The 22,562-nt window shown below is 61.1% G+C and carries 24 protein-coding genes and 1 pseudogene; 10 read left to right on the plus strand and 15 right to left on the minus strand.

Annotated features, from left to right (window positions below; genetic code table 11):
* Positions 1-112: 112 nt before the first annotated feature.
* Positions 113-856 (plus strand): 2-C-methyl-D-erythritol 4-phosphate cytidylyltransferase, encoded by a 744-nt coding sequence (gene ispD / locus ACIQ39_RS08285; protein ID WP_396434142.1) that lies wholly within the window; start codon positions 113-115, stop codon positions 854-856.
* Entirely contained in the window at positions 853-1,335 is a 483-nt protein-coding gene (gene ispF, locus ACIQ39_RS08290) for a 2-C-methyl-D-erythritol 2,4-cyclodiphosphate synthase (RefSeq protein WP_396434143.1), read from the plus strand. Before ispD ends, ispF begins: the two co-directional genes overlap by 4 nt.
* Before the next feature lie 25 nt (positions 1,336-1,360).
* On the opposite strand, the gene mog is transcribed toward ispF, so the two are convergent.
* A complete protein-coding gene (gene mog / locus ACIQ39_RS08295; RefSeq protein ID WP_396434144.1) occupies positions 1,361-1,969 on the minus strand; it encodes a molybdopterin adenylyltransferase in 609 nt (202 codons plus the stop codon).
* The gene (gene yjgA / locus ACIQ39_RS08300) at positions 1,962-2,621 is read right to left on the minus strand and encodes a ribosome biogenesis factor YjgA (RefSeq protein WP_396434145.1); all 660 of its coding nucleotides are present in this window, start codon (positions 2,619-2,621) and stop codon (positions 1,962-1,964) included. The genes mog and yjgA overlap by 8 nt, the downstream gene beginning before the upstream one ends.
* Positions 2,622-2,643: 22 nt before the next feature.
* Here yjgA and pmbA point away from each other — a divergent pair, with 22 nt between their 5' ends.
* The gene (gene pmbA / locus ACIQ39_RS08305; protein WP_396434170.1) at positions 2,644-4,134 is read left to right on the plus strand and encodes a metalloprotease PmbA; all 1,491 of its coding nucleotides are present in this window, start codon (positions 2,644-2,646) and stop codon (positions 4,132-4,134) included.
* A gap of 12 nt (positions 4,135-4,146) precedes the next feature.
* Positions 4,147-5,037 (plus strand): DMT family transporter, encoded by an 891-nt coding sequence (locus ACIQ39_RS08310; RefSeq protein WP_396434146.1) that lies wholly within the window; start codon positions 4,147-4,149, stop codon positions 5,035-5,037.
* 301 nt (positions 5,038-5,338) lie between these two features.
* Here ACIQ39_RS08310 and ACIQ39_RS08315 read toward each other — a convergent pair whose 3' ends face one another.
* The 3 genes from ACIQ39_RS08315 to ACIQ39_RS08325 form a co-directional block, all read right to left on the minus strand.
* The gene (locus ACIQ39_RS08315) at positions 5,339-5,800 is read right to left on the minus strand and encodes a GatB/YqeY domain-containing protein (protein ID WP_396434147.1); all 462 of its coding nucleotides are present in this window, start codon (positions 5,798-5,800) and stop codon (positions 5,339-5,341) included.
* Between the two features lie 114 nt (positions 5,801-5,914).
* Positions 5,915-6,127, minus strand: a complete 213-nt coding sequence (rpsU, locus tag ACIQ39_RS08320) for a 30S ribosomal protein S21 (protein ID WP_019428257.1) — start codon at positions 6,125-6,127, stop codon at positions 5,915-5,917.
* Positions 6,128-6,282: 155 nt separating this feature from the next.
* A complete protein-coding gene (locus ACIQ39_RS08325) occupies positions 6,283-7,539 on the minus strand; it encodes an NAD(P)/FAD-dependent oxidoreductase (protein ID WP_396434148.1) in 1,257 nt (418 codons plus the stop codon).
* Between the two features lie 67 nt (positions 7,540-7,606).
* On the opposite strand from ACIQ39_RS08325, the gene ACIQ39_RS08330 reads away from it, so the two are divergent.
* Entirely contained in the window at positions 7,607-7,852 is a 246-nt protein-coding gene (locus ACIQ39_RS08330) for a type II toxin-antitoxin system CcdA family antitoxin (protein ID WP_396434149.1), read from the plus strand.
* 18 nt (positions 7,853-7,870) lie between these two features.
* Complete coding sequence (locus ACIQ39_RS08335) at positions 7,871-8,200, plus strand: CcdB family protein (protein ID WP_396434150.1); 330 nt, start codon at positions 7,871-7,873, stop codon at positions 8,198-8,200.
* 324 nt (positions 8,201-8,524) lie between these two features.
* Here ACIQ39_RS08335 and ACIQ39_RS08340 read toward each other — a convergent pair whose 3' ends face one another.
* Entirely contained in the window at positions 8,525-9,862 is a 1,338-nt protein-coding gene (locus tag ACIQ39_RS08340; RefSeq protein WP_396434151.1) for a DUF3422 family protein, read from the minus strand.
* Between the two features lie 179 nt (positions 9,863-10,041).
* Between ACIQ39_RS08340 and ACIQ39_RS08345 the strand changes: the two are divergent.
* Positions 10,042-10,292: pseudogene (locus tag ACIQ39_RS08345) on the plus strand (transposase zinc-binding domain-containing protein); the annotation flags it as partial.
* A 29-nt stretch (positions 10,293-10,321) separates the two neighbouring features.
* Here the strand turns inward: ACIQ39_RS08345 and cobA are convergent.
* The 8 genes from cobA to ACIQ39_RS08385 form a co-directional block, all read right to left on the minus strand.
* Positions 10,322-11,101 carry a uroporphyrinogen-III C-methyltransferase gene (cobA, locus tag ACIQ39_RS08350; protein ID WP_396434152.1) on the minus strand — a complete coding sequence of 260 codons (780 nt, stop codon included), beginning with the start codon at positions 11,099-11,101 and terminating at the stop codon, positions 10,322-10,324.
* Complete coding sequence (gene ybiB, locus ACIQ39_RS08355; RefSeq protein ID WP_396434153.1) at positions 11,098-11,997, minus strand: DNA-binding protein YbiB; 900 nt, start codon at positions 11,995-11,997, stop codon at positions 11,098-11,100. The genes cobA and ybiB overlap by 4 nt, the downstream gene beginning before the upstream one ends.
* A gap of 64 nt (positions 11,998-12,061) precedes the next feature.
* Positions 12,062-12,886 (minus strand): carbohydrate ABC transporter permease, encoded by an 825-nt coding sequence (locus ACIQ39_RS08360; RefSeq protein WP_396434154.1) that lies wholly within the window; start codon positions 12,884-12,886, stop codon positions 12,062-12,064.
* A complete protein-coding gene (locus ACIQ39_RS08365; protein WP_396434155.1) occupies positions 12,883-13,761 on the minus strand; it encodes a carbohydrate ABC transporter permease in 879 nt (292 codons plus the stop codon). The genes ACIQ39_RS08360 and ACIQ39_RS08365 overlap by 4 nt, the downstream gene beginning before the upstream one ends.
* A gap of 18 nt (positions 13,762-13,779) precedes the next feature.
* On the minus strand, positions 13,780-15,123 hold the full coding sequence (locus tag ACIQ39_RS08370; protein ID WP_396434156.1) for an ABC transporter substrate-binding protein: 1,344 nt from the start codon (positions 15,121-15,123) through the stop codon (positions 13,780-13,782).
* Between the two features lie 32 nt (positions 15,124-15,155).
* Entirely contained in the window at positions 15,156-16,244 is a 1,089-nt protein-coding gene (locus ACIQ39_RS08375) for an ABC transporter ATP-binding protein (protein WP_396434157.1), read from the minus strand.
* Complete coding sequence (locus ACIQ39_RS08380; protein WP_396434158.1) at positions 16,231-16,956, minus strand: cytochrome b561 domain-containing protein; 726 nt, start codon at positions 16,954-16,956, stop codon at positions 16,231-16,233. The genes ACIQ39_RS08375 and ACIQ39_RS08380 overlap by 14 nt, the downstream gene beginning before the upstream one ends.
* Complete coding sequence (locus ACIQ39_RS08385) at positions 16,953-17,873, minus strand: SMP-30/gluconolactonase/LRE family protein (RefSeq protein ID WP_396434159.1); 921 nt, start codon at positions 17,871-17,873, stop codon at positions 16,953-16,955. Before ACIQ39_RS08385 ends, ACIQ39_RS08380 begins: the two co-directional genes overlap by 4 nt.
* A gap of 249 nt (positions 17,874-18,122) precedes the next feature.
* Here ACIQ39_RS08385 and ACIQ39_RS08390 point away from each other — a divergent pair, with 249 nt between their 5' ends.
* Positions 18,123-19,133 (plus strand): LacI family DNA-binding transcriptional regulator, encoded by a 1,011-nt coding sequence (locus ACIQ39_RS08390; protein ID WP_396434160.1) that lies wholly within the window; start codon positions 18,123-18,125, stop codon positions 19,131-19,133.
* Positions 19,134-19,206: 73 nt separating this feature from the next.
* Here ACIQ39_RS08390 and ACIQ39_RS08395 read toward each other — a convergent pair whose 3' ends face one another.
* Entirely contained in the window at positions 19,207-19,896 is a 690-nt protein-coding gene (locus tag ACIQ39_RS08395) for a substrate-binding domain-containing protein (RefSeq protein ID WP_396434161.1), read from the minus strand.
* A 167-nt stretch (positions 19,897-20,063) separates the two neighbouring features.
* Between ACIQ39_RS08395 and tsaD the strand changes: the two genes are divergently transcribed.
* Positions 20,064-21,107: a tRNA (adenosine(37)-N6)-threonylcarbamoyltransferase complex transferase subunit TsaD gene (gene tsaD / locus ACIQ39_RS08400; protein WP_396434162.1), complete on the plus strand. Its 1,044-nt coding sequence runs from the start codon at positions 20,064-20,066 to the stop codon at positions 21,105-21,107.
* Positions 21,108-21,269: 162 nt separating this feature from the next.
* Entirely contained in the window at positions 21,270-22,562 is a 1,293-nt protein-coding gene (locus tag ACIQ39_RS08405; protein ID WP_396434163.1) for a branched-chain amino acid ABC transporter substrate-binding protein, read from the plus strand.

Below are 22,562 nucleotides of genomic sequence, written 5' to 3' on the forward strand. Positions count from 1 at the left end.
ACCGCGATGATTTTCAATCGAGCCGTATCGCGGTCGGAGACCGCTCCCACAGATAAGGCCACTGCCCCCACATGGGCGTATTGATGTGCTGGCCGACCTACAATCCAAATCCATGCCGAGCACCCCAGACACGCCCAGTTTCCATGCCCTGATTCCTTGCGCAGGCACAGGCAGCCGCGCGGGCACAGCCCAAGCCAAGCAGTACCAAATGTTGTTGGGGCAAGCCATGGTCATGCACACTTTGCAGGCCTTGGCCCGGGTGCCACAGTTGAGCAGTGGCTGGGTGATTGTGTCGCCGGGAGACAGTTTTGAATGGCCTACAGTCAATTGGCCTGACCATTTCAGGCGCGAGGCCTGTGGCGGTGCCACGCGTGCCGCCAGCGTTTTCAATGGCCTGGGTGTCATGCTGCAAGCCGGGGTGCCTGCCCACGATTGGGTGCTGGTGCACGATGCGGCGCGTTGCCTGATCACGCCCGAGGCGGTGTCGCAGCTGATCGAGGCTTGCCGAGACGATGCGGTGGGTGGTTTGCTGGCCGTGCCCTTACCGGACACCTTGAAAGTCCAAACCTCGACAACCCAGAGCGCGCCATCCCCAAGCGGCCCTCGGGTGGACGCTACCGTGCCGCGCGAAGACAAGTGGTTGGCACAAACCCCGCAGATGTTCCGCTTGGGCGCGTTGCATGCGGCCTTGGCCCATGCATCGGCCACAGCGTTTGCGGGCATCACCGACGAGTCGAGCGCCATAGAGCGCCTGGGCCAGTCGCCCCGCTTGGTGCCAGGCTCGGCGCACAATTTGAAAGTCACTTACCCGGCCGACTTGGCGTTTGCAGAGTTGGTTTTGAAAGGCAGAACATGAGCATGCGCATTGGCGAAGGCTGGGACGTGCACGCTTTGGTGCCAGGCCGCCCCCTGATTTTGGGGGGCGTGACCATCCCGCACACCACCGGTCTGATGGGGCATTCCGACGCCGATGTGCTGCTGCATGCCATCACCGATGCGGTGCTGGGCGCGGCAGGTTTGGGCGACATTGGGCGGCACTTTCCGGACACCGATGCCCAGTTCAAAGGGGCCGATTCGTCGGTGCTGTTGCAAGAAGCCATGCGCCGCGTGCGGGCGCAAGGCTGGGAGTTGGTGAATGTGGACAGCACCATCGTGGCCCAAGCGCCCAAACTGGCCCCGCACATGGCGGCCATCAATGCGGGCGTGGCCCAGGCTTTGGGTGTGGCGCTGGATCAGGTGAACGTGAAGGCCAAGACGGCCGAAAAGCTGGGGCCTGTGGGCATGGGCCAAAGCATCGAGGCGCGTGCTGTGGCTTTGCTGCACAAGCCTTCTTGATGGCTTTGCGGGCCAGGGCCCGTGTTCAACGGGCTGGGCGAACCGCCGTTTTGGGGCGAAACGCCTTGCAGACCTCGACCTTGGTTTCCAGGTACGGGCCGCCAATCAAATCGACGCAATAAGGCACGGCCGCAAAAATGCCGTGCACCACGGCCTGGCCGTCGGAGTCTTTCAGGCCCTCCAGCGTCTCGGCAATCGATTTGGGTTGACCGGGCAGGTTGATGATCAGGCTCTGGCCCCGGATCACGGCCACTTGGCGCGACAAAATCGCGGTGGGCACAAACTTCAGGCTGATCTGGCGCATTTGCTCGCCAAAGCCGGGCATTTCCTTGTCGGCCACGGCCAGCGTGGCTTCGGGGGTGACATCGCGCAGGGCCGGGCCAGTGCCGCCGGTGGTGAGCACCAAGTTGCATCCCGCATTGACCAACTCGATCAGGGTGACGCTGATGCGCTCTTTTTCGTCGGGGATCAGGCGTGGCTCGAAGTGGATCGGGTTGTGCAGCGCACGGGTCAACCAGTCTTGCAATGCCGGCAGGCCTTTGTCTTCGTAAACGCCGGTGCTGGCGCGGTCACTGATGGACACGATGCCGATCTTGACGGGATCAAAAGGGATCGTGGCGTTGGGTTCACTCATCTTCAGCTTCCTCGTCGGGGGTCTCATCGCTTTGGCCACCCGTCAGCACACTGCGCACCAGTTTGAACAGCTCGCGGTAGGCGCGGCCCTGACGGGGCGCCAGGCCTTGCGAGACCGCCGCGTTGCTCACGGGCACCGCGTCTTTGCGGGCTTGGCGCACCAGGGCGCGCAATTGCTGGATGTCGGTTTGGGGGTGGTGCGCCAGCCATTCGCCCACGGCCGCGTCGTCGGCGATCAGGCGGTCGCGCCAGGCTTCGGCCAGGTGCAGCGCTTGGGTGTCTTTGGCGCTGCCCAGGCGCTGGATGTCCAGCGCTTCGCGCACGGCTTGCAGGGTTTCGGGGCTGAGCAGGCGCATTTGCTTGCCGATGAACTGCATCTGGCGGCGCTTGCCTTCAAAGTTGGTGATGCGTTTGGCTTCGGCCAAGCCATCGACCAGTTTGTCAGGCAAAGTCAGGCCTTCCATCAGGTCGCGGCGCAAGGCGAGCAGATCTGTGCCGAGGTCTTGCAGTTCGGTGCTTTCGCGCTTGAGTTCGGTGCGGCTGGGGCCGTCGAGCCCGCCCTTGAGCTCGCGCTTGTACTCCAGGTCCAGTTCGCTGCCCTCGGCAACAAACTGACCGCGGACGAAATAGCCTTTTTTGGGTTTACGGGACATGGATGGGAGAACTCGTTCTTGTGTGCAGCGCAGGGGCCAGGTGCCAAGTATCATAGCGGCCACTGCGGGCCTGGCGCCCGCCATTTTTTTCGAGATCCCTTCCGTGAAAAGTTCCGTGAAAAAAAACACCCCTGCCACCGCATCCCACGCCCAAGCCCATGACGGCTTCAGTTATTCGCGCGACCATTTTGAAGAACTGGTGGACACCGCCTTGCACCATGCCAAAAAGCTGGGTGCCACCAATGCGGGTGCCGAGGCATCGGAAGGCTGCGGCCTGTCGGTGAGCGTGCGCAAGGGCGAGCTCGAAAACGTGGAGCGCAACCGCGACAAATCGCTGGGCGTGACGGTGTATGTGGACCACCGCCGGGGCAATGCCAGCACCTCGGACTTTTCCAAAGCGGCGATCGAGCGCACGGTGCAAGCGGCCTATGACATCGCCCGCTTCACGGCCGAAGACCCGACAGCCGGCTTGCCCGACGAAGCCGACATCGAAACGAAGCACCGCGATCTGGATTTGTTCCACCCTTGGGCGATCAACAGCGAAGAAGCGGCCAAGCTGGCCTTGCAGTGCGAAGCTGCGGCGCTCAAAACCAGCCGCCGCATCACCAACAGCGACGGCGCGGCCGTGTCGGCCCAGCAGAGCCATTTTTTCAGCGCCCACACGCACGGCTTTCGCGGCGGTTATGCCAGCTCGCGCCACAGCGTATCGGTCGCGCCCATCGCCAAACTGCCCGGGCGCAACGCCGAGATGCAGCGCGATGCCTGGTACACCTCGATGCGCTCAGCCGACGAGTTGGCCTCGGTCGAAGCGGTCGGCCGCTACGCCGCAGAGCGCGCCTTGTCGCGCTTAGGCGCGCGCAAAATCGCCACCACCGAGTGCCCTGTGCTGTTTGAGTCGCCCGTGGCCGCTGGCTTGCTGGGCGGCTTTGTGCAGGCCGTGAGCGGTGGCGCGCTGTACCGCAAGAGCAGCTTTTTGCTCGACTCGCTGGGCAAAAAAGTGTTCCCCAAACACATCGACATCGAAGAAGACCCTTTTGTGCTGCGCGGCAAAGGCAGCTCGCCTTTTGACGACGAAGGCGTGCGCTCGGCGCGCCGCCAGGTGGTCAAAGGTGGCCGTGTGGAGGGCTACTTTTTGAGCAGTTATTCGGCCCGCAAACTGGGCATGAAGACCACCGGCAACTCGGGCGGTTCGCACAACTTGTCGATGACTTCGCGCCTGACACAGCCGGGTGATGACCTCAACGCCATGCTGCAAAAACTGGGCACGGGCTTGTTTGTGATCGAGTTGATGGGGCAGGGCGTGAACTATGTGACCGGTGACTATTCACGCGGGGCCAGCGGCTTTTGGGTGGAAAACGGCCAGATCGCCTACCCGGTGCACGAGATCACCATCGCGGGCAACCTCAAAGACATGTTCAAGGGCATCGAGGCGGTGGGCGCAGACACCTACAACATGGGGGCCAAATCCACCGGCTCCATCTTGCTCAACCGCATGAAGCTGGCGGGCAGTTAAGGCCGCAGCGCTGTGCAGGCCGAACTTTTGGCGGCGCTGGCTGCCGTGTCTTGGGCGGTGGGCAGTTTGTTCTCGGCGGCGGCTTCGAGCCGCATGGGGGCTTTTGCCTTCACACGCTGGCGCTTGTTTTTTGCGCTCACCTTGCTGTGGGCGCTGGCGCTGTTCACCGGGCATTGGCGCAGCCTCGATGGCCCAAGCGTGGCGCTGCTGGCCTTGTCCGGTTTGATTGGCATCTTCATCGGTGACACCGCTTTGTTCGCCTGCATGAACCGGCTGGGGCCGCGCCGCAGCGGTGTGCTGTTTGCCACGCACGCCTTGTTTTCGACCTTGCTGGCCTGGCTGTTTTTGGGTGAAACCCTGTGGGGCTGGACTTTGGTGGGCGGCAGTTTGCTGGTCTCGGGTGTGATGGTGGCGATTGTGTGGGGCCGCCGCGAGAGCGAAACCCATGCCTGGGAAAACACCCAAGGGTCTTTGTGGACGGGTGTTGTCTTGGGGCTGGTGGCGGCCGTCAGCCATTCGGCCGCCACCTTGATGATCAAGCCTTTGATGGTGGCGGGCGTGGACGCGGTGTCTGCTTCTGCCGTGCGCACATCGGCCAGTTTTTTGGCGCACTTGGCGCTGCTGTGGGCAGGTGCCCAAGTGGCGCGGCTGCAAAGCCCCTTGAATCCCCGCATCTTGTTCAACACGGCGGCCAGTGCGGTGGTGGCCATGGCCTTGGGCATGACCTTGGTGTCGCAGGCGCTGAAAACCGGCCAGGCCTATTTGGTGGGGATTTTCTCGTCGCTCACCCCGATTTTGCTGTTGCCGCTGCTGTGGGTGGTCTACCGTCGCCACCCGGCTTGGGGGGCTTGGGGCGGGGCAGTTTTGGCCGTGGCCGGGGCAGCTTTGATCTTGCAAACCTGAAATCCTCCATGCCTGGTAGGAGTGGTCTAAGACCGCGATCCGCATGAAGCTTCTGGGAGCGGTCTCCGACCGCGATCATCCTCAAAACGTGCTTGATCTTGCGTTTTGGCCTGGGTTTTCGCGGTCAGAGACCGCTCCCACAGCAAGCACAGCAAGCACAGCAAGCACAGCAAGCACAGCAAGCACAATGAGCCCTCTGTCTCTGTAGGAGCGGTCTGCGACCGCGATCAGACAGAACCTTGTAGGAGCGGTCTCCGACCGCGATTCGCATGAAGCTTGTAGGAGCGGCCTCCGACCGCGATCAGCCCGCCAGTGCCGCCTTTACCGCAGCCGACACTTGCCCCATGTCGGCCTTGCCTGCCAACTGGGCCTTGACGGCGCCCATGACCTTGCCCATGTCGCCAGGGCCCACCTTCTTGCCCATTTCTTCGCCCAGCTGGGCCACGATGGCCTGCACGGCCGCCGTGACTTCTTCGGCCGACATGCGTGCAGGCAGGTAGGCCAGCAACACGGCCATCTCGGCTTTTTCCTTGTCGGCCAGGTCTTGGCGGGCGGCTTGCTCAAAAGCGGCGATCGAGTCCTTGCGTTGCTTGATGAGCTTGTCCACGATGGCCACCACCATCACATCGTCCAGCTCGATGCGCTCGTCCACTTCTTTTTGCTTCATGGCCGACAGCAGCAAGCGTATGGTGCCCAGACGCTCGGCGTCTTTGGCGCGCATGGCGGTTTTCATGTCTTCGGTGATCTGTTCTTTCAGGCGCATGAGAGGCTCCAAGAATGGCAATTTAGAAAAAGGAAATCAGAAACAACAAAGCCCGCCTGAGCGTCCTCCAGCGGGCTTGTTTGCAGACCTTGGCAGGTCATACCAAGGGCAAGATCAATACATCTTCTTGGGCAACTGCATGCTGCGAACGCGCTTGTAGTGGCGCTTGACAGCGGCCGACTTTTTGCGCTTGCGCTCGGTCGTGGGCTTTTCGTAGAACTCGCGGGCACGCAGGTCGGTGAGCAAGCCCAGTTTTTCGATGGTGCGCTTGAAGCGACGCAGGGCAACGTCAAACGGCTCGTTTTCTTTCACGCGGATGGTGGTCATTGAATCAAAGTTTCCAAAAAAAATGTGCCGTCTGCGCCAGCAAGGGAGATCGGGCCCTTGAAAGCCAGTTTCGGCGGTTCCCCGTCATGAACTAGTATTTGGCCGACGGGGGTTTGCCAGCAAAGCCTGAGATTATAGCCATGAAATCCAATATTTCAGCTGGCTTTGGCCTGTGAGCGGGGTCCTTGTGGGCTTGCCAAAGCCTCGGCGCACGCTTGGCCACTGGCCCAGGCCCATTGGAAGTTGTAGCCACCCAGCCAACCCGTCACGTCGATCACCTCGCCAATGAAGTACAGCCCGGCTTGTTTGGACTCCATGCTTTGCGAGGACACATCGCGCGTGTCCACCCCGCCCAGGGTCACTTCGGCCTTTTTGTAGCCTTCGCTGCCGGTGGGTGTGAGTTGCCAGTTCGCCAGGGCTTTGGCCAGTTTGTTCAGGGCTTTGTCGGGCACATCGGCCGCGGTGCGCTGCAAGGCCGGGTCTTGGCTGATCCAGGCCTCGGCCAAGCGGCTGGGCACCAGCGTGGCCAGCTCGTTGCCCAGCAGTTTTTTGGAGCGCAATTTGGCTTCTTGCAGGCGCTCGGGCAGGTTCATGTCTGGCGCCAGGTTCAGGCGAATCGGTGTGCCTTCTTGCCAATAGCTCGAAATTTGCAATACACCCGGCCCGGACAAGCCCCGGTGGGTGAACAGCAGGTCTTCGTCAAAGTGCATGCGGCTTTTTTTCTCGCCTGTCTCGATGGACACCGGCAGTGCGAGTCCGGCCAGCTGGGCATAGGGTGCCCAGGCCGCGCCGTCGAAGGTGAGTGGCACCAAGCCCGCGCGGCGCTCCACCAAGCGCAGGCCAAACTGGCTGGCGATGCGGTAGCCCCAGTCGCTGGCGCCGATTTTGGGAATCGACAGCCCGCCTGTGGCCACCACCAAAGACGTGGTTTGAATCGGACCCTCGCTGGTGCTCAGAATGAAGCCGTTGTGGAGTTCGGTGGGCGCTTGTACCGCTTGTACCGATTTGACACTGCAGCCGGTGCGGATCTCCACTCCCCCAGCGGCGCATTCGGCCATCAACATGCGGATGATGTCTTCGGCCGAGTGGTCGCAAAACAACTGGCCTTTGTGCTTTTCATGAAAAGCGATGCCGTGCTTTTGCACCAGGTCGACGAAGTCTTGCGGTGTGTAGCGCGACAGGGCCGAGCGGCAAAAATGCGGGTTTTGGCTGATGAAATGCTTTTGCGGGGCCGAGGCGTCGAGCAAGCGGTTGGTGAAATTGCAGCGCCCGCCACCCGAGATGCGGATTTTTTCGGCGATTTTGTCGCTGTGCTCAATGACCAGCACCTTCAGGCCGCGCTGGCCCGCCACGCCCGCGCAAAACAAACCGGCTGCCCCGGCCCCTACGATCACTGCATCCCATTGATTCATGCGCCAGAGTGTAGCGGGCTTGCCAGCTGACCATGCGCATACAATGCGCATTAAAGGAGCATGTGCCATGTCAGCTTTTGAATCCACCGTCAAAAAACCTGTCAACCTCTCGCTCAGCGAAGCGCTGGTGCAAGAGTCCCGCGCCTATTGCGGCAACCTCTCGGCCAAGGTCGAAGAAATGCTGCAGGTGTATGTGGTGTCTGAACGGCAAGCACGCCAGCAGCACCGTGAGCAGGCGCAGCGGGCCGTGGCCGAATGGAATGCCCTGCATGACGCGTCTGGTTCTTACGCCGACGGGCACTCCACGCTGTAAGCCGCATCGGAGCCCTTCATGCCGCAATACGACGTTCACCTGAACCCTGGCCCGATGCGCGAGACGGTTCCCATGGTGGTGCTGGTGCAGTCTTCGTTGTTTGACGGCTACCGTCGCCGGGTGGTGGTGCCACTGGTGCTGCGTTCGGCCTTGCCAGCAGGGGCCAAAGTGTCCGGTACCCGCATGAATCCGGTGTTCAAAATCAAGGGCCAGACCTTGGTGCTGCACCCGCTGGACATGGTGTCTGTGCCCAGCGAGCAGCTCGGTCCGTGTGTGGGCAGTCTGGCCGATCAGGGGCAGGTGATCGCCGATGCCCTCGATGAGCTGCTGACGCGCAGCTGGGGCTGAACGCAGGCAGTTTTTTGCGCGTTCTGCGGCTGTGCAGCCCAGGTCCTGGCCTCTTGCACTACATCGTCCAGCACGACTCGCCGCTCAGATCTGCAGCAGCAGCGCTGGCACAAAGCACAGCGGCGTAACCGACGCCACCTGCACAGGTGCGGGTCGGGCCAGCCAGCAAGGAGGCGGGCGAGGGTGCCCGAGTTCGACAGTTGATTCTGTTTTCGGCCAATTGCGCCCCCAGCCCCTCTTCACTTGAAAGCTTCCAGAAATTTTCATCATTTGTTCTCGACGCCCCAAGCCCGACAGTTGCTTAGCCGAAATTCCAGCTGAAACTCAAGATGGACAAATTTTTTCCTGAATGCGGTGGGAAATCCGCCACACCGCCCACAGCACCACAGGGATCAGGGCGCCCACGGCGATCTCGGGGTTCAGGGGAAGGCCGGCACCTTTGAGTGCCTTGGCACCGTACAGCAGCAAACTAATCACATAGTAAGAAATGGCGGCAATGGACAGGCCTTCAACCGTGCTTTGTAAGCGCAGCTGCAAGGCTTGGCCGCGGGTGAGCTTTTCCAGCAGTTGTTGGTTTTGCACGGCAGTGGCGATGTCAACCCGGGTGCGCAACAAGGCGCTGGTGCGCGCCACCCGCTCAGACAAAGACGCCAAGCGCTGCGCGGTGGCCGCCACGGTGGCAATGGCGGGCGATAGACGCCGCTGCATGAACTCGCCCAAGGTTTGCATGCCGGGAATGGCTTGCTCACGCAATTCGCGAATCCGCTGGCTCACCAAAGCCTCATAGGCCCGTGTGGCAGCGAATCGGTAGGTGTGCTCAGCCGTGGCACGCTCAACCTGGGTGGCCAGCGCAACCAGGCTGTCCAACAGCACCTGGTCTGAGGCGCTTTTCTTGTCCAGTTGGGCGGTGATGCTGAGCAGCGCGTGTTCGGCTTCACTCAAGATGGGGTTGAGGGCCTTGGCAATGGGCAGGCCGCGCAAGGCCATCATCCGGTAAGTTTCCAGCTCCAGCAAGCGTTGCGAAATGCGACCAGCCCGGCTGCGCGATGTGCCTGGCGGAGCCAGCACCAGCATGCGCTCGAACCCGCTGGAGCGCATCACAAAGTCACTCACCGCCCAAGAGTGTCCGTTGTTGCCCATCAGCGAGGCCACAAAGGGGCTGTCACCAAACCAGATGCGCGCCTGCGACAGGGTTTCTTCGCGTGTGTCCAAGTTGGCATGCAGCATGGCCAGTTTGATGGCCGCGATGGTCTTGCCCGGGATGGACCGCAACCAGTCTGCACTGACAGCCAAGTGGGACTGCAAGTCCGGGTTGGCGGCGCCCAGTCCGGCCTGTTCGGGCAGGCTTTGCACAATGACGTAACGGCTGAATTCGCTGTGGCGCTCCCATTTGACGGTGAAACCGTTTAAGCGCAGCCGCACGAAGTTGGCCGACAAACGCGCCAGATCCAGGTCGGCTTGCCCCGGTAGCAAACGCAAATGCGCGCCCTCGGTTTCACGCGAAATCCCTTGGTTGAGCACCGCCACATACACCACCAGAGCAGGCATGCGAATCAGTGCACTGGGGCGTGCGTGCACCTCATTGTGAAGGGCTGCGCGATCGTCATCATCGGGGGGCAGCAAAGAGGGGGTGGGCACAGCGGGGTGGTCAGTCGGGTTCATGGCGGATGCTCAATAAAGGGGGAGTTCCATGTGGGTTGCTTGCCACACCACGCCCATGGCGCTTGTTTCTTGGCCTGGCTTGAAAGCCGAGGTGCGTGGCAGAAAAAGGTACTCAGTTTAGCTTTAATCTGTGCGCTCCCGCCCCGGCTGGCCTTGTCCAAAGGGGTGAGAGTCGGAGCGACGGCCAGGGCGACCACCCCATGCCCAAGCCCTGCGTGCGCCAAACCTTTGCCCAATACCCGAATGCGGCCTCTTTGCCCACGGGCTTGCCCGCGTGTGCTGTGGCGGCTGCGGGCACAAGCCCTGTGTTGCCTTGTGCTGCAAAGGCCGGGGCGTCTGCCCTTCGTGCAACACAGGGCGCAGGGCGGAGACGACGGCACACCACGCCGACCCTGTGTTGCCCCGCCTACCGTTGCGCCAAGGGGTGCTGTTGATGCTGATGCGCGGCTGGGGTTGAACTCAGGCGGCTTTTTGCGCGGCGTGTGGCTGTGCCGCCCAAGCCCTGGCCCCTTGCACCACATCGCCCACCACGATGATGCTGGGGCTTTGCAGCTGTTCGCCTTGCACGGTGTGCACCAATTCGCCCAGCGTGGTCAAGGCTTCGCGCTGCGCAGGCAAGCTGGCGTTTTGCACCACCGCCGCTGGGGTGTGTGCGGGCAGGCCTTGCAGCAACCCTTGGGCGATGTGCTCCAAGCTGCTCACACCCATGTAAATCACCAGTGTCAATTTGGCTTGGGCGGCGGTGTGGGCCAGTTGAACCCAATCGGTGCCGCTGTCGCCAGGTTTGGCGTGGCCGGTGACGAACACCACGCCATGTGCGTGTTCGCGGTGCGTCAGCGGTGCGCCCAAATTGGCCATGGCCGCCAAGCCCGAGGTGATGCCGTTGACCACCTGCACGTCGATACCGGCCGCACGCAGGTGGTCAACCTCTTCGCCGCCCCGGCCAAAGATGAAGGGGTCGCCGCCTTTGAGGCGCACCACCTGTTCGCCCTCTTGCACGGCACAGATCAGCAGTTTGTCAATGAAGGCCTGTGGCGTGCTTTGGCAGCCGCCGCGTTTGCCCACATGCACGATGCGTGCGGTGGGCGAGGCGTGGGCCAGTACGGCGTCGTTGACCAAGTCGTCCAACAAAATCACGGTGGCGCTGGCAATGGCCTTGACGGCTTTGAGGGTCAGCAGTTCTGGGTCGCCTGGCCCCGCGCCGACCAAGGTGCAACGGCCTGTGCTGGATGTGTTCATGGCTTGACCTCATGCAGGATGTGCTGGACTTGCAGCGCCAGTGGCGCGGGCACTGGCAGCTCGCCGTGCACAACCCGCTGAATGTAGGCCGCCGTGGCCAGCGCATCTGTGCCGGGCAGGTCGGGCACCTGCACCAAGGGGCCTTCTTGTGGGGCCTGCACGCGCCGCGTTTGGCCGTTTTTGAACACGTCCATGGCAGGGGTGCGCCGGGCATCGGCGACGCTTTCGCCTTCGGTGCCACGCAGCAGCAGCGCGTGTTGACCCGTCAGGGCAAAGCTGGCCGACATGGACTGTAAATATTCGGGGTGCGTGTAGCTGCTCACCACCAAGGCGGGGCCATCGCAGGGGTTCATCAGCTTGACCAGGCTGTGCCCTGGGTTGCGCAAGCCCACCACGCGGCGCACAGACAGCAGCTGGGCCAGCCCGGCGCTCAACACGCCCGTGGGCACCATCGCCACCTCACCGGCCTTGAGGTGTGCAGAGGCACCACAAGGCGTGATGCCCAAATGCGCGCACACCGCCTGGCTGCTCACCCGTTTGTCTTCGGTGGCCATGCCATGCAGCACCACGGCCACACCTTCACGCGCCAACAAAAGGGCCAGCAAAGGGGTCAGCACCGGCAGTTTGCGGGCACCGTTGTAGCTGGGCAGCACCACCGTGGGGGCCTGGCCATTGCGGACCGGCACCAAGCGGGCGTGTGTCGCGTCCAGAAAGCCAGCCATTTCTTCGGGGGTCTCGCCCTTGATGCGCATGGCGATGCAAAAAGCGCCCAATTCCAGGTCGCTCACTTGCTGGTCCAAAACTTGGCCCATCAGGTCAGCCGCTTGCGCACGCCCCAGTGCGCGCGCGCCGTCTTTGCCGCGTCCGATGTCTTTGATGTAGTGGCCTATCCCCATGACGCGGATTGTGGGGGAGTTGTTCTAACCCATGGTTATATGGGTATGTGCGCTTGGCCATGGCTCAGCCCTTGACGGCACCTGCGGTGAGCCCCGTGATGATTTGCCGTGCGGCAATGAAGGTGAAAATCAAGGGCGGTATCGCGATCAAACTGGTCATGGCCATGACCTTGCCCCAGTCCACACCCAGATCGGTGATGAACAAGCTGGCCGCCACCGGCAAAGTGCGGGTTTGGCGATCGGTGAGCACCAAGGCCAGGATGAATTCATTCCAAGCAATGCGGAAGGTGAAAATCGAGGCTGCAGCCAGGCCCGGCCCCATCAGCGGCAACAGCACTTTGGTGAAAATTTGGAACGGACCACAGCCATCCATGGCGGCGGCTTCCTCCAGTTCAATCGGCACCTGCAGCACAAAACCGTAAAGAAGCCAGATGGTGAAGGGCAGGTTGACCGCCACATACAAAAGCACCAGACCCCAAAGGCTGTTGACCAGTTGCCATTCGTTCCAGATCAGGAACACAGGAATGGCCAGCACAGCCAGGGGCACGGTGCGCAACAAAAGCGTGGTGTAGGCCACGGCCTGCCGACCCGGAAAGCGAAATCGGGCCAGCCCATAGGCGGCCATGCAGCCCAGCACCAAGGTGATCACGGTGGACACGGTGCCCACAAACAGGCTGTTGACCAAATAGCGGTCGAACTTGTCCTCTTCGATCACAGCCCGGTAATTTTCAAGTGTGGGCATGAAAATGAAGTTCAGCGGATTGGCAAAAATGTCCACTTGCTGGCGCAAGCTGGTGGCAAAAATGACCCAGATGGGCCCCAAGCACAACAAAGCCAAAAAAATCAAGACACCGTAGTGAGACGTGGTGAGCCACCAAGAGCGCTTCATGGGGTCTCTCCTTTCATGGGGTTGGACAGTCGCAATGCGCCCCAACTGAGGACTGTGACGACCATCAACAGCAAGATGCTGATGGCCGCGGCCACCCCCAGTTGTTGGCCAATAAAAGCGGTTTTGTAAATGTGCAGCGCCAGTATTTCGGTGCTGTCTCCGGGGCCACCAAAGGTCAGTACATAAATGACCTCGAGCACTCGGAAGGCGTCGATCAGGCGCATCATCAAGGTGATGGCGATGACGTGCATGATCATGGGTAACTTGACCCGCAGCGTTTGTTGCCACCAGTTGGCCCCATCGATGCGTGCCGCTTCGATGACCGAGTGGTCAACGCCCGCCAAGGCGGCAATCATCATGATGAAGACAAAGGGCGTCCATTGCCAAATGTCGGCAATGACGATGGCCATGAAAGCCAACTGGGGATCGGCGAGCCAAGTTTGCGCGCCAAAACCAAACCATTGAAGCAAGGCATTGGCCAGGCCAAATTGGGCATCGAAGATGTAGCGCCAAGTCAAGCCTACAGCGATGGGGGCAATCATCATGGGCAGGATGAACAGGGTCCTGAAAAAAGACATGCCTCGCACCGGTTTTTCCAATGCCAGCGCCAGGGCGATGCCCAGCAGCATTTCGGCTGTGACGCAGATGGCCGCAAACAGCAAAGTGGTCAATAAGCTGTTCCAAACCCGCGAGCTGCCCAAGGCTTGGACCACGTTGTCCCAGCCCACCCATTGGGCCGAGGCCCAGGGTGTGCCCATGGACCAGTCGTAAGCGGCCAGCTGGAAGGCACTCAACACCGGGTAAAGGCAGGCCACGGCCATGACGAGAACGGCAGGGCCGATGTAAAGGGCGGCAACCCAGCGAGAGGTCTTCATGTCAAGTGCTTGGGGTGATCAGATCTTGTAGCCGGCTTGACGCATGATGGCCGTGACTTGCGGCACCAAGTCGTTGAGGGCTTTTTCTGCGCTCTTCTTGCCCGTGAGCGCTTCACTCAGGCCGACGCCCAAGGCTTGCACGTTGATGTTGTCCCACACCGGGATGATGGGGCGCCAGTCTGGTGCGCTGTATTTGAGCGCTTCAACGAAGGTGATGAATTCGGGGTGCTTGCGCACGGCATCTTGGTCTCTCAAGGTGCTGTTGCGCATGGGCGCGCCACCCGCCATCGTCACGGCTTTGTCTTGCGCTTTGCTGGTGAGCCACTGCATGAGTAGAAAAGCGGCTTCCGGATTTTTGGCGTTTTGGGGAATGGCCAAGCCCAGTCCGCCGCTTTGCGAAGCTCTGCGCATGCCTTTGGGGTGCAAGGCCCAACTGACCTTGCCCACGATTTTGCTTTTGCTGGGGTCGTTGACCAGGCCTGCAATCGAGGTGCTGTCCAAGTACATGGCGGCTTGTCCCTGCAAAAAAGCGGTGTTGCTTTCGCCCTGACCGTAGCCCGCAATGCCAGCCGGTCCGGTGGCCACGACTTCTTGCAAAAATTGCAGGGCTTGAACCCCAAACTTGTCGTTGAATCGCGGTTTCCACTGGTCATCGAACACACTGCCGCCCAATGGGTTGAGGTGCAGCAACCATGCATGCACGACTTGGTGCCCGGCTTGCCCACGGCTGGCCAGAGCGCCAATGCCTTCTTTGTCTTTGAGGGTGCGCAAGATTTTGCGGAAATCCTCGTAGTTGTCAGGGGGTGTCAACTGGTGCTTGGCAAAGATGTCGCGGCGGTAGGCCAGAACACTGGTTTCTGCACCGTAAGGCAGGCCGTAAAGCTTGGCCCCGGGTCCTGCCAAATAACCCTTGGGGCCACCCACCAGGCCCAAGTTTTCAAGGTAGATGGGGACAATGTCTTTCATGTCATAGGCGGGGTCTGCCAATGCGGGATTGGCAAAAAAAGGGGCGAGTGGCTGGATCAGATTTTTGGCCACATATTCGCCTTTCCACATGACGACGTAGCAGCCCAAGTCGTAGTCCCCAGAGGGCTTGGCCATCTCGAGCAGCTGCTTTTCTTTCATGCGCCCCATCGCCAACTTGTCCACCTCGACCTTGATGCCGGTTTCTTGGGTGAACTGGGGCAAGATTTTGAGCATGGCGTCGTAGTGCGGGTGCGCCGGTATGCTGAACACCACGGTCTTGCCGGCATATTTGGCATACCGGTTTTGCGCTTGTACGCCACTGAAAGGGAGTGCTGCGCCAAAAACGGTGAGGGCACCGGCTTTGAGGGCGTCTCGGCGGGTCGAAAATGCGGTCATTGGGGGTCTCCTTTTGTGTGAAAAATCATGGTTCAGTGGGGATTCAACGAAAGCCCGTTGACGGCGTTGAACACGTGTAAGCCCGAGGGCTCTGCAAGCAGATGCAAGGACTGGTGAAGCATGGCTTTGGCATTGCCCTCGAGCACGGCGCAAATGCGCTGGCCTGATGGCAAGCGGCCCACGACCTGGCTTTCTGTGCCCAGGTACTCCACCACTTCAACGTGCATGCGCAAGGTGCTGGGCAGGGCCGTGGGCTTGAGCATTTGCGGCCGAATGCCCACGATGAGCGCTGTGTCGGCGGGCAAGGCCATGCTGGCCAGCCATGCTGGGGCTTGGACTGAAAAATCTTGCATTTGCAGCATGAGCTGGTCTTTCTGGCTTTGCAGCTTGGCCTCAAAAAGGTTCATCGTGGGGGTGCCGATGAAGCCGGCCACAAACAGATTGGCCGGGTGGTTGAAGACCTCGCTGGGTGTGCCAACTTGCTGAATTCGGCCTTTGTCGAAGATCACGATTCGGCTGGCCAGCGTCATGGCCTCGACCTGATCGTGGGTCACATACAAGGTGGTTTTGGCCAAGCGTTGGTGCAAAATGGCCAACTCTGCGCGCATGTGGCCTCTGAGCTTGGCGTCCAGGTTGGACAAAGGTTCGTCAAACAAAAAAACCTGCGGTTCACGCACAATGGCGCGGCCAATGGCCACGCGTTGTCGTTGGCCACCCGACAGTTCCTTGGGCTTGCGCTTGAGCAAATGCTCGATGTTCAGAATCTTGGCCGCAGAGGCCACTTTGGCCTCTATTTCTGACACGGGGCGTCCAGCCAAGCGCAAGGCAAACGACAGGTTTTGCGCCACGTCCATGTGGGGGTAGAGCGCATAATTTTGAAACACCATGGCAATGTCGCGGGCCATGGGGTGGGCTTGGGTAACGTCTTTGTCCCCGATGAAAATTTGACCCTGAGTGACCTCTTCGAGGCCGGCCACCATGCGCAGCGTGGTGCTTTTGCCGCAACCGGACTCACCCAGCAGCACCACAAACTCGCCTGCTTGGACTGAGAGGTTCAGTTCACTGACGACCGTGACGTCACCAAAACGTTTGACAAGGTTGCGAAGTTCAAGATTGGCCATGGTTTTGTGATGGAGTTGGACGGCGAATGCCCCAGCCGATGGGGGGCATGTGGTTGCCGGGGTGACGGGGATCAGGCCCCCAGATGGCTTGGTAGGTATCGATGCAGCGGCCCTGCGTTTGCCACCGCCAAGCCAAACCCAGCAGGCCGAGCCACCAAAGTCCCAGCACCAGCGGCATCCAACGTGGGGCATCGGCCAGCAGCAAGCCCGTCAACAGCACGGCGACAGCGCCCAGCACACAAGCCCAGCCCACCAATTTGTGCACTCGCTCAAACCGAGCCCTGTGGGGTGTCATGTCGTAATGGTCACCCCTGAGTTTCTCCGCCGTGGGGCCGCCTTTGCTGCCTCGCAACAGCCCGCCCATGATTTGCATCCAGGCCAGCAGCATCAACACCCAGCCAGCAGTGCTGTGGAACAGCGCCAAAGGGCTGTGCTGCGCATGGTTGAACAACAGATACACACCCACACTGGCCAGCGCCATGCCGCTCCATTGCAGCGCCAAGTGGCCATGCCACCACCATTTGTTGTCCAACACGGCGGGCCAATTTTGCGAAGGCAGCACTTTGAAATACCGGGCCATCAAAGCACCCAAGGGCAGCAAAATACCCCAAGCCAACACCATGAGCCGCGCATGCCAGAAGGTCTCAGGTTCAATGGCATGCACCGAAGCCCCACTGAGAGGCATGGCCAGCCAGTGCAGGAGCGAATTCATGCGGTGGCTCCACGGGTGTTCAAACGGATGCGGTACAGGGACGTGCTTGCACAAATGAAAAGCTCGTTGCCGCTTGGGCCGCCAAAACACAGGTTGCCGACTTTTTCAGGAACCGGAATGCGGCCCATGGGTGTGCCATCGGGGTGAAAAATTTGCACACTGTCTGCACTGCTGGTGAAGATAAAGCCATGCACGTCAACCCGCAAACCATCGGCCAATCCGGGTGAAATGACGGCCAAGACACGGGGCTGGCGAAGCAAGGTGCCATCCACCTGGAAAGCCACGATGTGGTGGTGGCCCGAACCATCTTGGCGCAAGGCAGCCGATGTGTCGCTCACGTACAGCATGCTTTCGTCGGGCGAAAAGGCCAAACCATTGGGCTCCTCCAGCCAGTCGCTGGCGATGCTCAAAACATGGGTGCGGGTGCAGTAGCGGTAGACATGGTTGGCACCAATTTCAGAGGGCGCTGGGTAGCCTTCAAGGTCTGACACGATGCCGTAAGGCGGATCGGTGAACCAAATCGACCCGTCAGATTTCACGACCAGGTCGTTCGGGGAGTTCAGGCGCAGGCCTTGGAAACGGTCGACCACCACCTCGTCACCCATAGGCTCGCCTGTCGGGCTGAGCTGGGTGCGCACGATGGCGCGTTGACCATGTGATGCGTGCAGCAGGTCACCGCCTCGGTCGAGCACATGCCCATTGGTGAAGCCTGCTGGGTCGCGCCAAACGCGCATGCCATGTTGGCTGTGCCAGCTGAGGATTCGGTTGTTTGGAATATCGCTCCAGAGCAATTGCCCGCTTTGAGGCAGCCACACGGGGCCTTCGCTCCAGCGGGCCCCGCCGCACAGACGCTCCAATGTGCCGGCACCTTGTGCCAGCTGAGAGAGCCGTGCGTCGAAAACTTGCAGCGATGACATGCGATCTGATTTCCATCAAAGAAGGGTGTATGTTGATCCATGTTTGAGTTACCGGTAACTCGTATTTACCCTTGTACTTTAATATTGATATTTTTATCAATTTGTGTAAAAACAATGCATCTCTAATTGCATGAATAATGGTGTTTTTCACCAGTTCAACGTTTCAGAGCAGCCGGGGAGGGCCATTTGAAAGACAGCACCATCAGACGCTCAGGCGCATGGGCTTTGAACCCGCCGGGTCAGGTCACCATGGCCGACATTGCTGCGCGCTTAGGGGTTTCGAAAATGACCGTTTCAAGGGCATTGAGCCGGTCCACGCCCCAGCGCAGCGATGCCAGCGAATCTTTGCGCCAGCAAATCTTGCGCACCTCGCAGGAGATGGGTTATGTGATGGATCAAACCGCCCGCACGTTTTCCTCTAAGCGCTCGGGCTTCATCGCTGCCCTCATCCCGGCGCTGAACAACTCCAACTTTTCGGACACGGCCCATGGACTGACTTCGGCGATCGAGTCTGTGGGCATGCAAGTGCTGATGGGCTACACAGACTACGACATGGCCACCGAGGAGCGGTTGATTCGGACCCTGTTGTCGCGCAGGCCCGAAGGCATTGTTGTCACGGGCGGGAGCCACACCCCCGTGGCCCGAAAGCTGCTGACATCGACCGGTGTGCCTGTGGTGGAAACTTGGGACTTGCTGGACAAGCCCATTGGCCACAACGTGGGTTTTTCCAATGCGCAAGCGGTCAGTGAGTTGGTGCACGCATTGCACGCCAAGGGCTACCGGCGCATGGGTTTTTTGGGTGGTTTGCCGCAAAGCGATGCACGGGGTGCAGATCGCAGGCGGGGGTTTTTGCAGGCCATGGCGCAATTGGGGCTGGACACTTCACGCACTTTGGCCATTGGCAGTGCGCCTGTGACCATGGAGGCGGGTGCACGGGGTGTCGCAAAAATGATGGAAAACTGGCCTGACATGGACGCCTTGGTCTGTGTGTCAGACCACGTCGCATTTGGTGCTTTGGCAGAGTGCCAGCGTCGTGGCTGGTCGGTACCCGGCAGGTTGGCCATTGCCGGGTTTGGTGGGTTTGAGGTCGCCAAAGCTTGTCACCCCCAAATCACGACAGTGAGCGTTGACAGTGCAGGCATTGGTCAAGCGGCCGGGCAGTTGCTGCTCAAAGCCATAGGTCTGGCCAGGGCAGGACAAAAATTGGCCCCCGAAACGGTGTTTGTGCCATATCAAATTGAGATCAGAGGCAGCACCTGATCTGCGCGATGCACGGCCCCAGCATCCCGGCATGAACAGTCCGCGAAACAGGTCTGACCGGGTGCGAGAAGCCTCAAGCCGCCGCCATGCCCTGGCGCACTTTGATGGGGCTGCAGGCGGGCGAGGCCCAAAACGCCAACAAGGCGCGCACCGCCTGCGGCGCGCGGCTGGTGCTGGCCACACTGCCAGAAAAGGTGGTGGTGATCTGCACCGCCTCAGGCAGGGGGCCGAGCACGGTGATGCCCGCCACGCCCTGCATCTCGCTCAGCTGCTGAAAGCCCAGCGCCACCCGGCCTTGCGCCACCAGAGCGCCCACTGGCACCCCCGGTTTGGCTTGCACGATGCGGTCCTTGATCTGTTCGGCGATGCCCCAAGCCTCGAACAGCTTGGCCAGTTGCACGCCGCTCGGGCCGGTCGAAACACCCAGCGTGGATGCGGCCAGAACCGCGGCTTGCAAGGCCGCTTCGGTTGAAATGTCGGGTGCAGGCTGGCCTGCTGGCACGGCCACGGCCACGCCCGAGTGCACCAAATCGACCCGGCTGCCCGCTTGCAGATGGCCGCTGGCTACAAGACGGTCGATGGCGTCGCTGGCCAGCACCACCACGTCAAAGGCCTCGCCCCCCTGAATGCGTTTGGCGGCGTCGACCCCGCCCACCGATTCGACCAGTACTTGCACCCCCGGGTGATGTGTTTGGTAAAGCACCACCAAATCGGCCAGCAGCGCTTGGGTGGCCATGGAGGAAATCAGTCGCAGTGTGGTCATGTGAACGGCTGTGAAGTGGGGGCTTGGCATTATGGCGTTGAGGGTTGGGGGTTGAGGGTTGAGGGTTGAGGGTTGGGCGTTGAGCGTTGAGCGTTGAGGGTGAAGTCCGAACCCTCGCCCAACGCCCAACGCCCATCTTTGCAAGGCGCAGGCTTAAACTACCCACCATGCAAATTTTGGGTATCGAATCTTCTTGTGACGAGACGGGTGTGGCGCTGGTGGCGGCCACGGGCCAGGATTTACCGCGCCTGTTGTCACACGCTTTGTACAGCCAGATCGAGATGCACCAGGCCTATGGCGGTGTGGTGCCAGAGCTGGCCAGCCGCGACCACATCCGCCGGGTGCTGCCGCTCACCCGCCAGGTGCTGGCCGAGGCGGGGGCCAGCTTGGCCGACATCGACGTGGTGGCCTACACCCGGGGGCCGGGTTTGGCCGGTGCGCTCTTGGTGGGCTCGGGCGTGGCCTGCGCGCTGGCCGCCGCCTTGGGCAAGCCCGTGTTGGGTGTGCACCATTTAGAGGGCCATTTGCTCTCGCCTTTTTTGAGCGAAGACCCGCCCGAGTTCCCTTTCATTGCCTTGCTGGTTTCAGGTGGCCACACGCAGTTGATGCGGGTGGACGGCGTGGGCCGCTACGACTTGCTGGGCGAAACCATCGACGATGCCGCAGGTGAGGCTTTTGACAAGTCGGCCAAGCTCATGGGCTTGCCTTACCCCGGTGGCCCCGGCCTGGCGCGCTTGGCCGAGCAGGGCAACCCGGCTGCTTACAAACTGCCCCGGCCTTTGCTGCACAGCGGCGACCTCGACTTTTCGTTTGCGGGCCTGAAAACCGCGGTGCTCACGCAAAGCCAAAAAATCGGCCCCGCCGCCCACACCGAAGGCGCGAGCGAGCGGGCCGACTTGGCCGCCTCCACGCAGGCGGCGATTGTCGAGGTGCTGGTCAAAAAGTCGATGACCGCGCTCAAAACATCGGGCATGAAGCGCTTGGTGGTGGCCGGTGGCGTGGGGGCCAACCGCGAACTGCGGGCGCAGCTCAACGCCGCTTGCGCCCAAGCCCGTGTGCGCGTGCATTACCCCGAGTTGCACCTGTGCACCGACAACGGCGCGATGATCGCCATGGCCGCCGCCATGCGCTTGCAAGCCGGTGTGCAAAGCGCCCAGGCGCGCTACAGCTTCGATGTGAAACCGCGCTGGCCGCTGCACGAACTGGCCTGAGCGCTGCTGGAAAGACCGACTGCCCGCGCCAGATGGCAGACCCTGCACGCGAATAACCGCTTGGACAACAGCCTTCTGTGACGCAGCAGGGCCATTCGCTACACTGCCCCCTTTTTTCACCATGATCCGTCTGTGAGCGGGTTCTTTTTTGAAATGCATCAGATGCTTTTGGCCACCCGCCGCGCTTTTTTCTTGTCCTTGGCGGCCCTGTGTGCTTGGCCAGCCTTGGCCCAAAGCCCTTCGTCAACGAATACCCAGGTCTCCTTGCCGCCCATCCATTTGGCCTTGGTGGAAGGTTTGAGCGGGCCATTTGCCAACACCGGTGAGTCGGTGGTGCGCAACATCGCCTGGGCGGTCGAGCGGGTCAATGCGCGTGGCGGTGTCAAAACGGCGCAGGGCATGCGGCCCATGGTGCTCACGCGCCACGACAGCAAGGGACAAAGCGAAGAAGCGCTGTCTTCTCTCAAAAGCGCGCTCGATGGGGGGGCGCAGTTTGTGTTGCAAGGCAACTCCTCGGCCAATGCGGCCGCCTTGCTCGATGCCATCAACAAACACAACGATCGCGAGCCCACCCGGCGCGTGCTGTTTCTCAATTACTCGGCGGTTGACCCGGCCTTGACCAACGAGAAATGCAGCTTCTGGCATTTTCGTTTTGACGCCCACGCCGACATGCGCATGGCGGCGCTCATGGCAGTTTTGCGCAAGGACCAAAGTGTCAAGTCGGCCTATTTGATCGGGCAGGATTACAGCTTTGGTCAAGCCGTGCTGCGCGAGGCGCGTCGGCAATTGGGCCTGCAACGCCCCGATGTGCAAATCGTGGGTGACGAGCTGCACCCTTTGGGTCGGGTCAAAGACTTTTTGCCCTATGCCGCCAAGATCAAAGCCAGCGGCGCGCAAGCCGTGATCACCGGCAACTGGGGCAATGACCTGACGCTTTTGGTCAAGTCTGCACGCGAGGCTGGCTACGCAGGCAAGTTCTACACTTTTTACGGCAATGCCTTGGGCGCGCCAGCGGCCATCGGTGAGGCCGGTGTGGGCCGGGTGATTGCGGTGGCCGAATGGTTGCCCAATGTGCCGGGTGAGGCCAGTGCGCAGTTTTACCAAGCCTTTCGCCAGCGCTTTCCCAAGCCCTCAGAAGACTATCTGCACCTGCGCATGCAACTGATGGTGGAGGCACTGGCGCAAGCCATCGAAAAGGCTGGGGGCACCGAGCCTGTGGCCGTGGCCCGGCAATTGGCAACAGCCCGTGTCAGCATGGCCGGACACAGCGGCAGCATGCGCGCCGAGGACCACCAGTTTCAACAAGCGCTGGTGGTCGGGGTGATGGCCCGCCAAGGCACACCGGGCGTGCCCTTTGACGTGGAGGGCTCGGGCTATGGGTTCAGGGTGGTGCGCCAGATCACGGCAGAGCAAGCCCAGTTGCCCAGCTCTTGCCAAATGGTGCGGCCAGGCTGA

This window comes from Limnohabitans sp. (assembly GCF_044361645.1).
Classification (GTDB): domain Bacteria; phylum Pseudomonadota; class Gammaproteobacteria; order Burkholderiales; family Burkholderiaceae_C; genus Limnohabitans_A.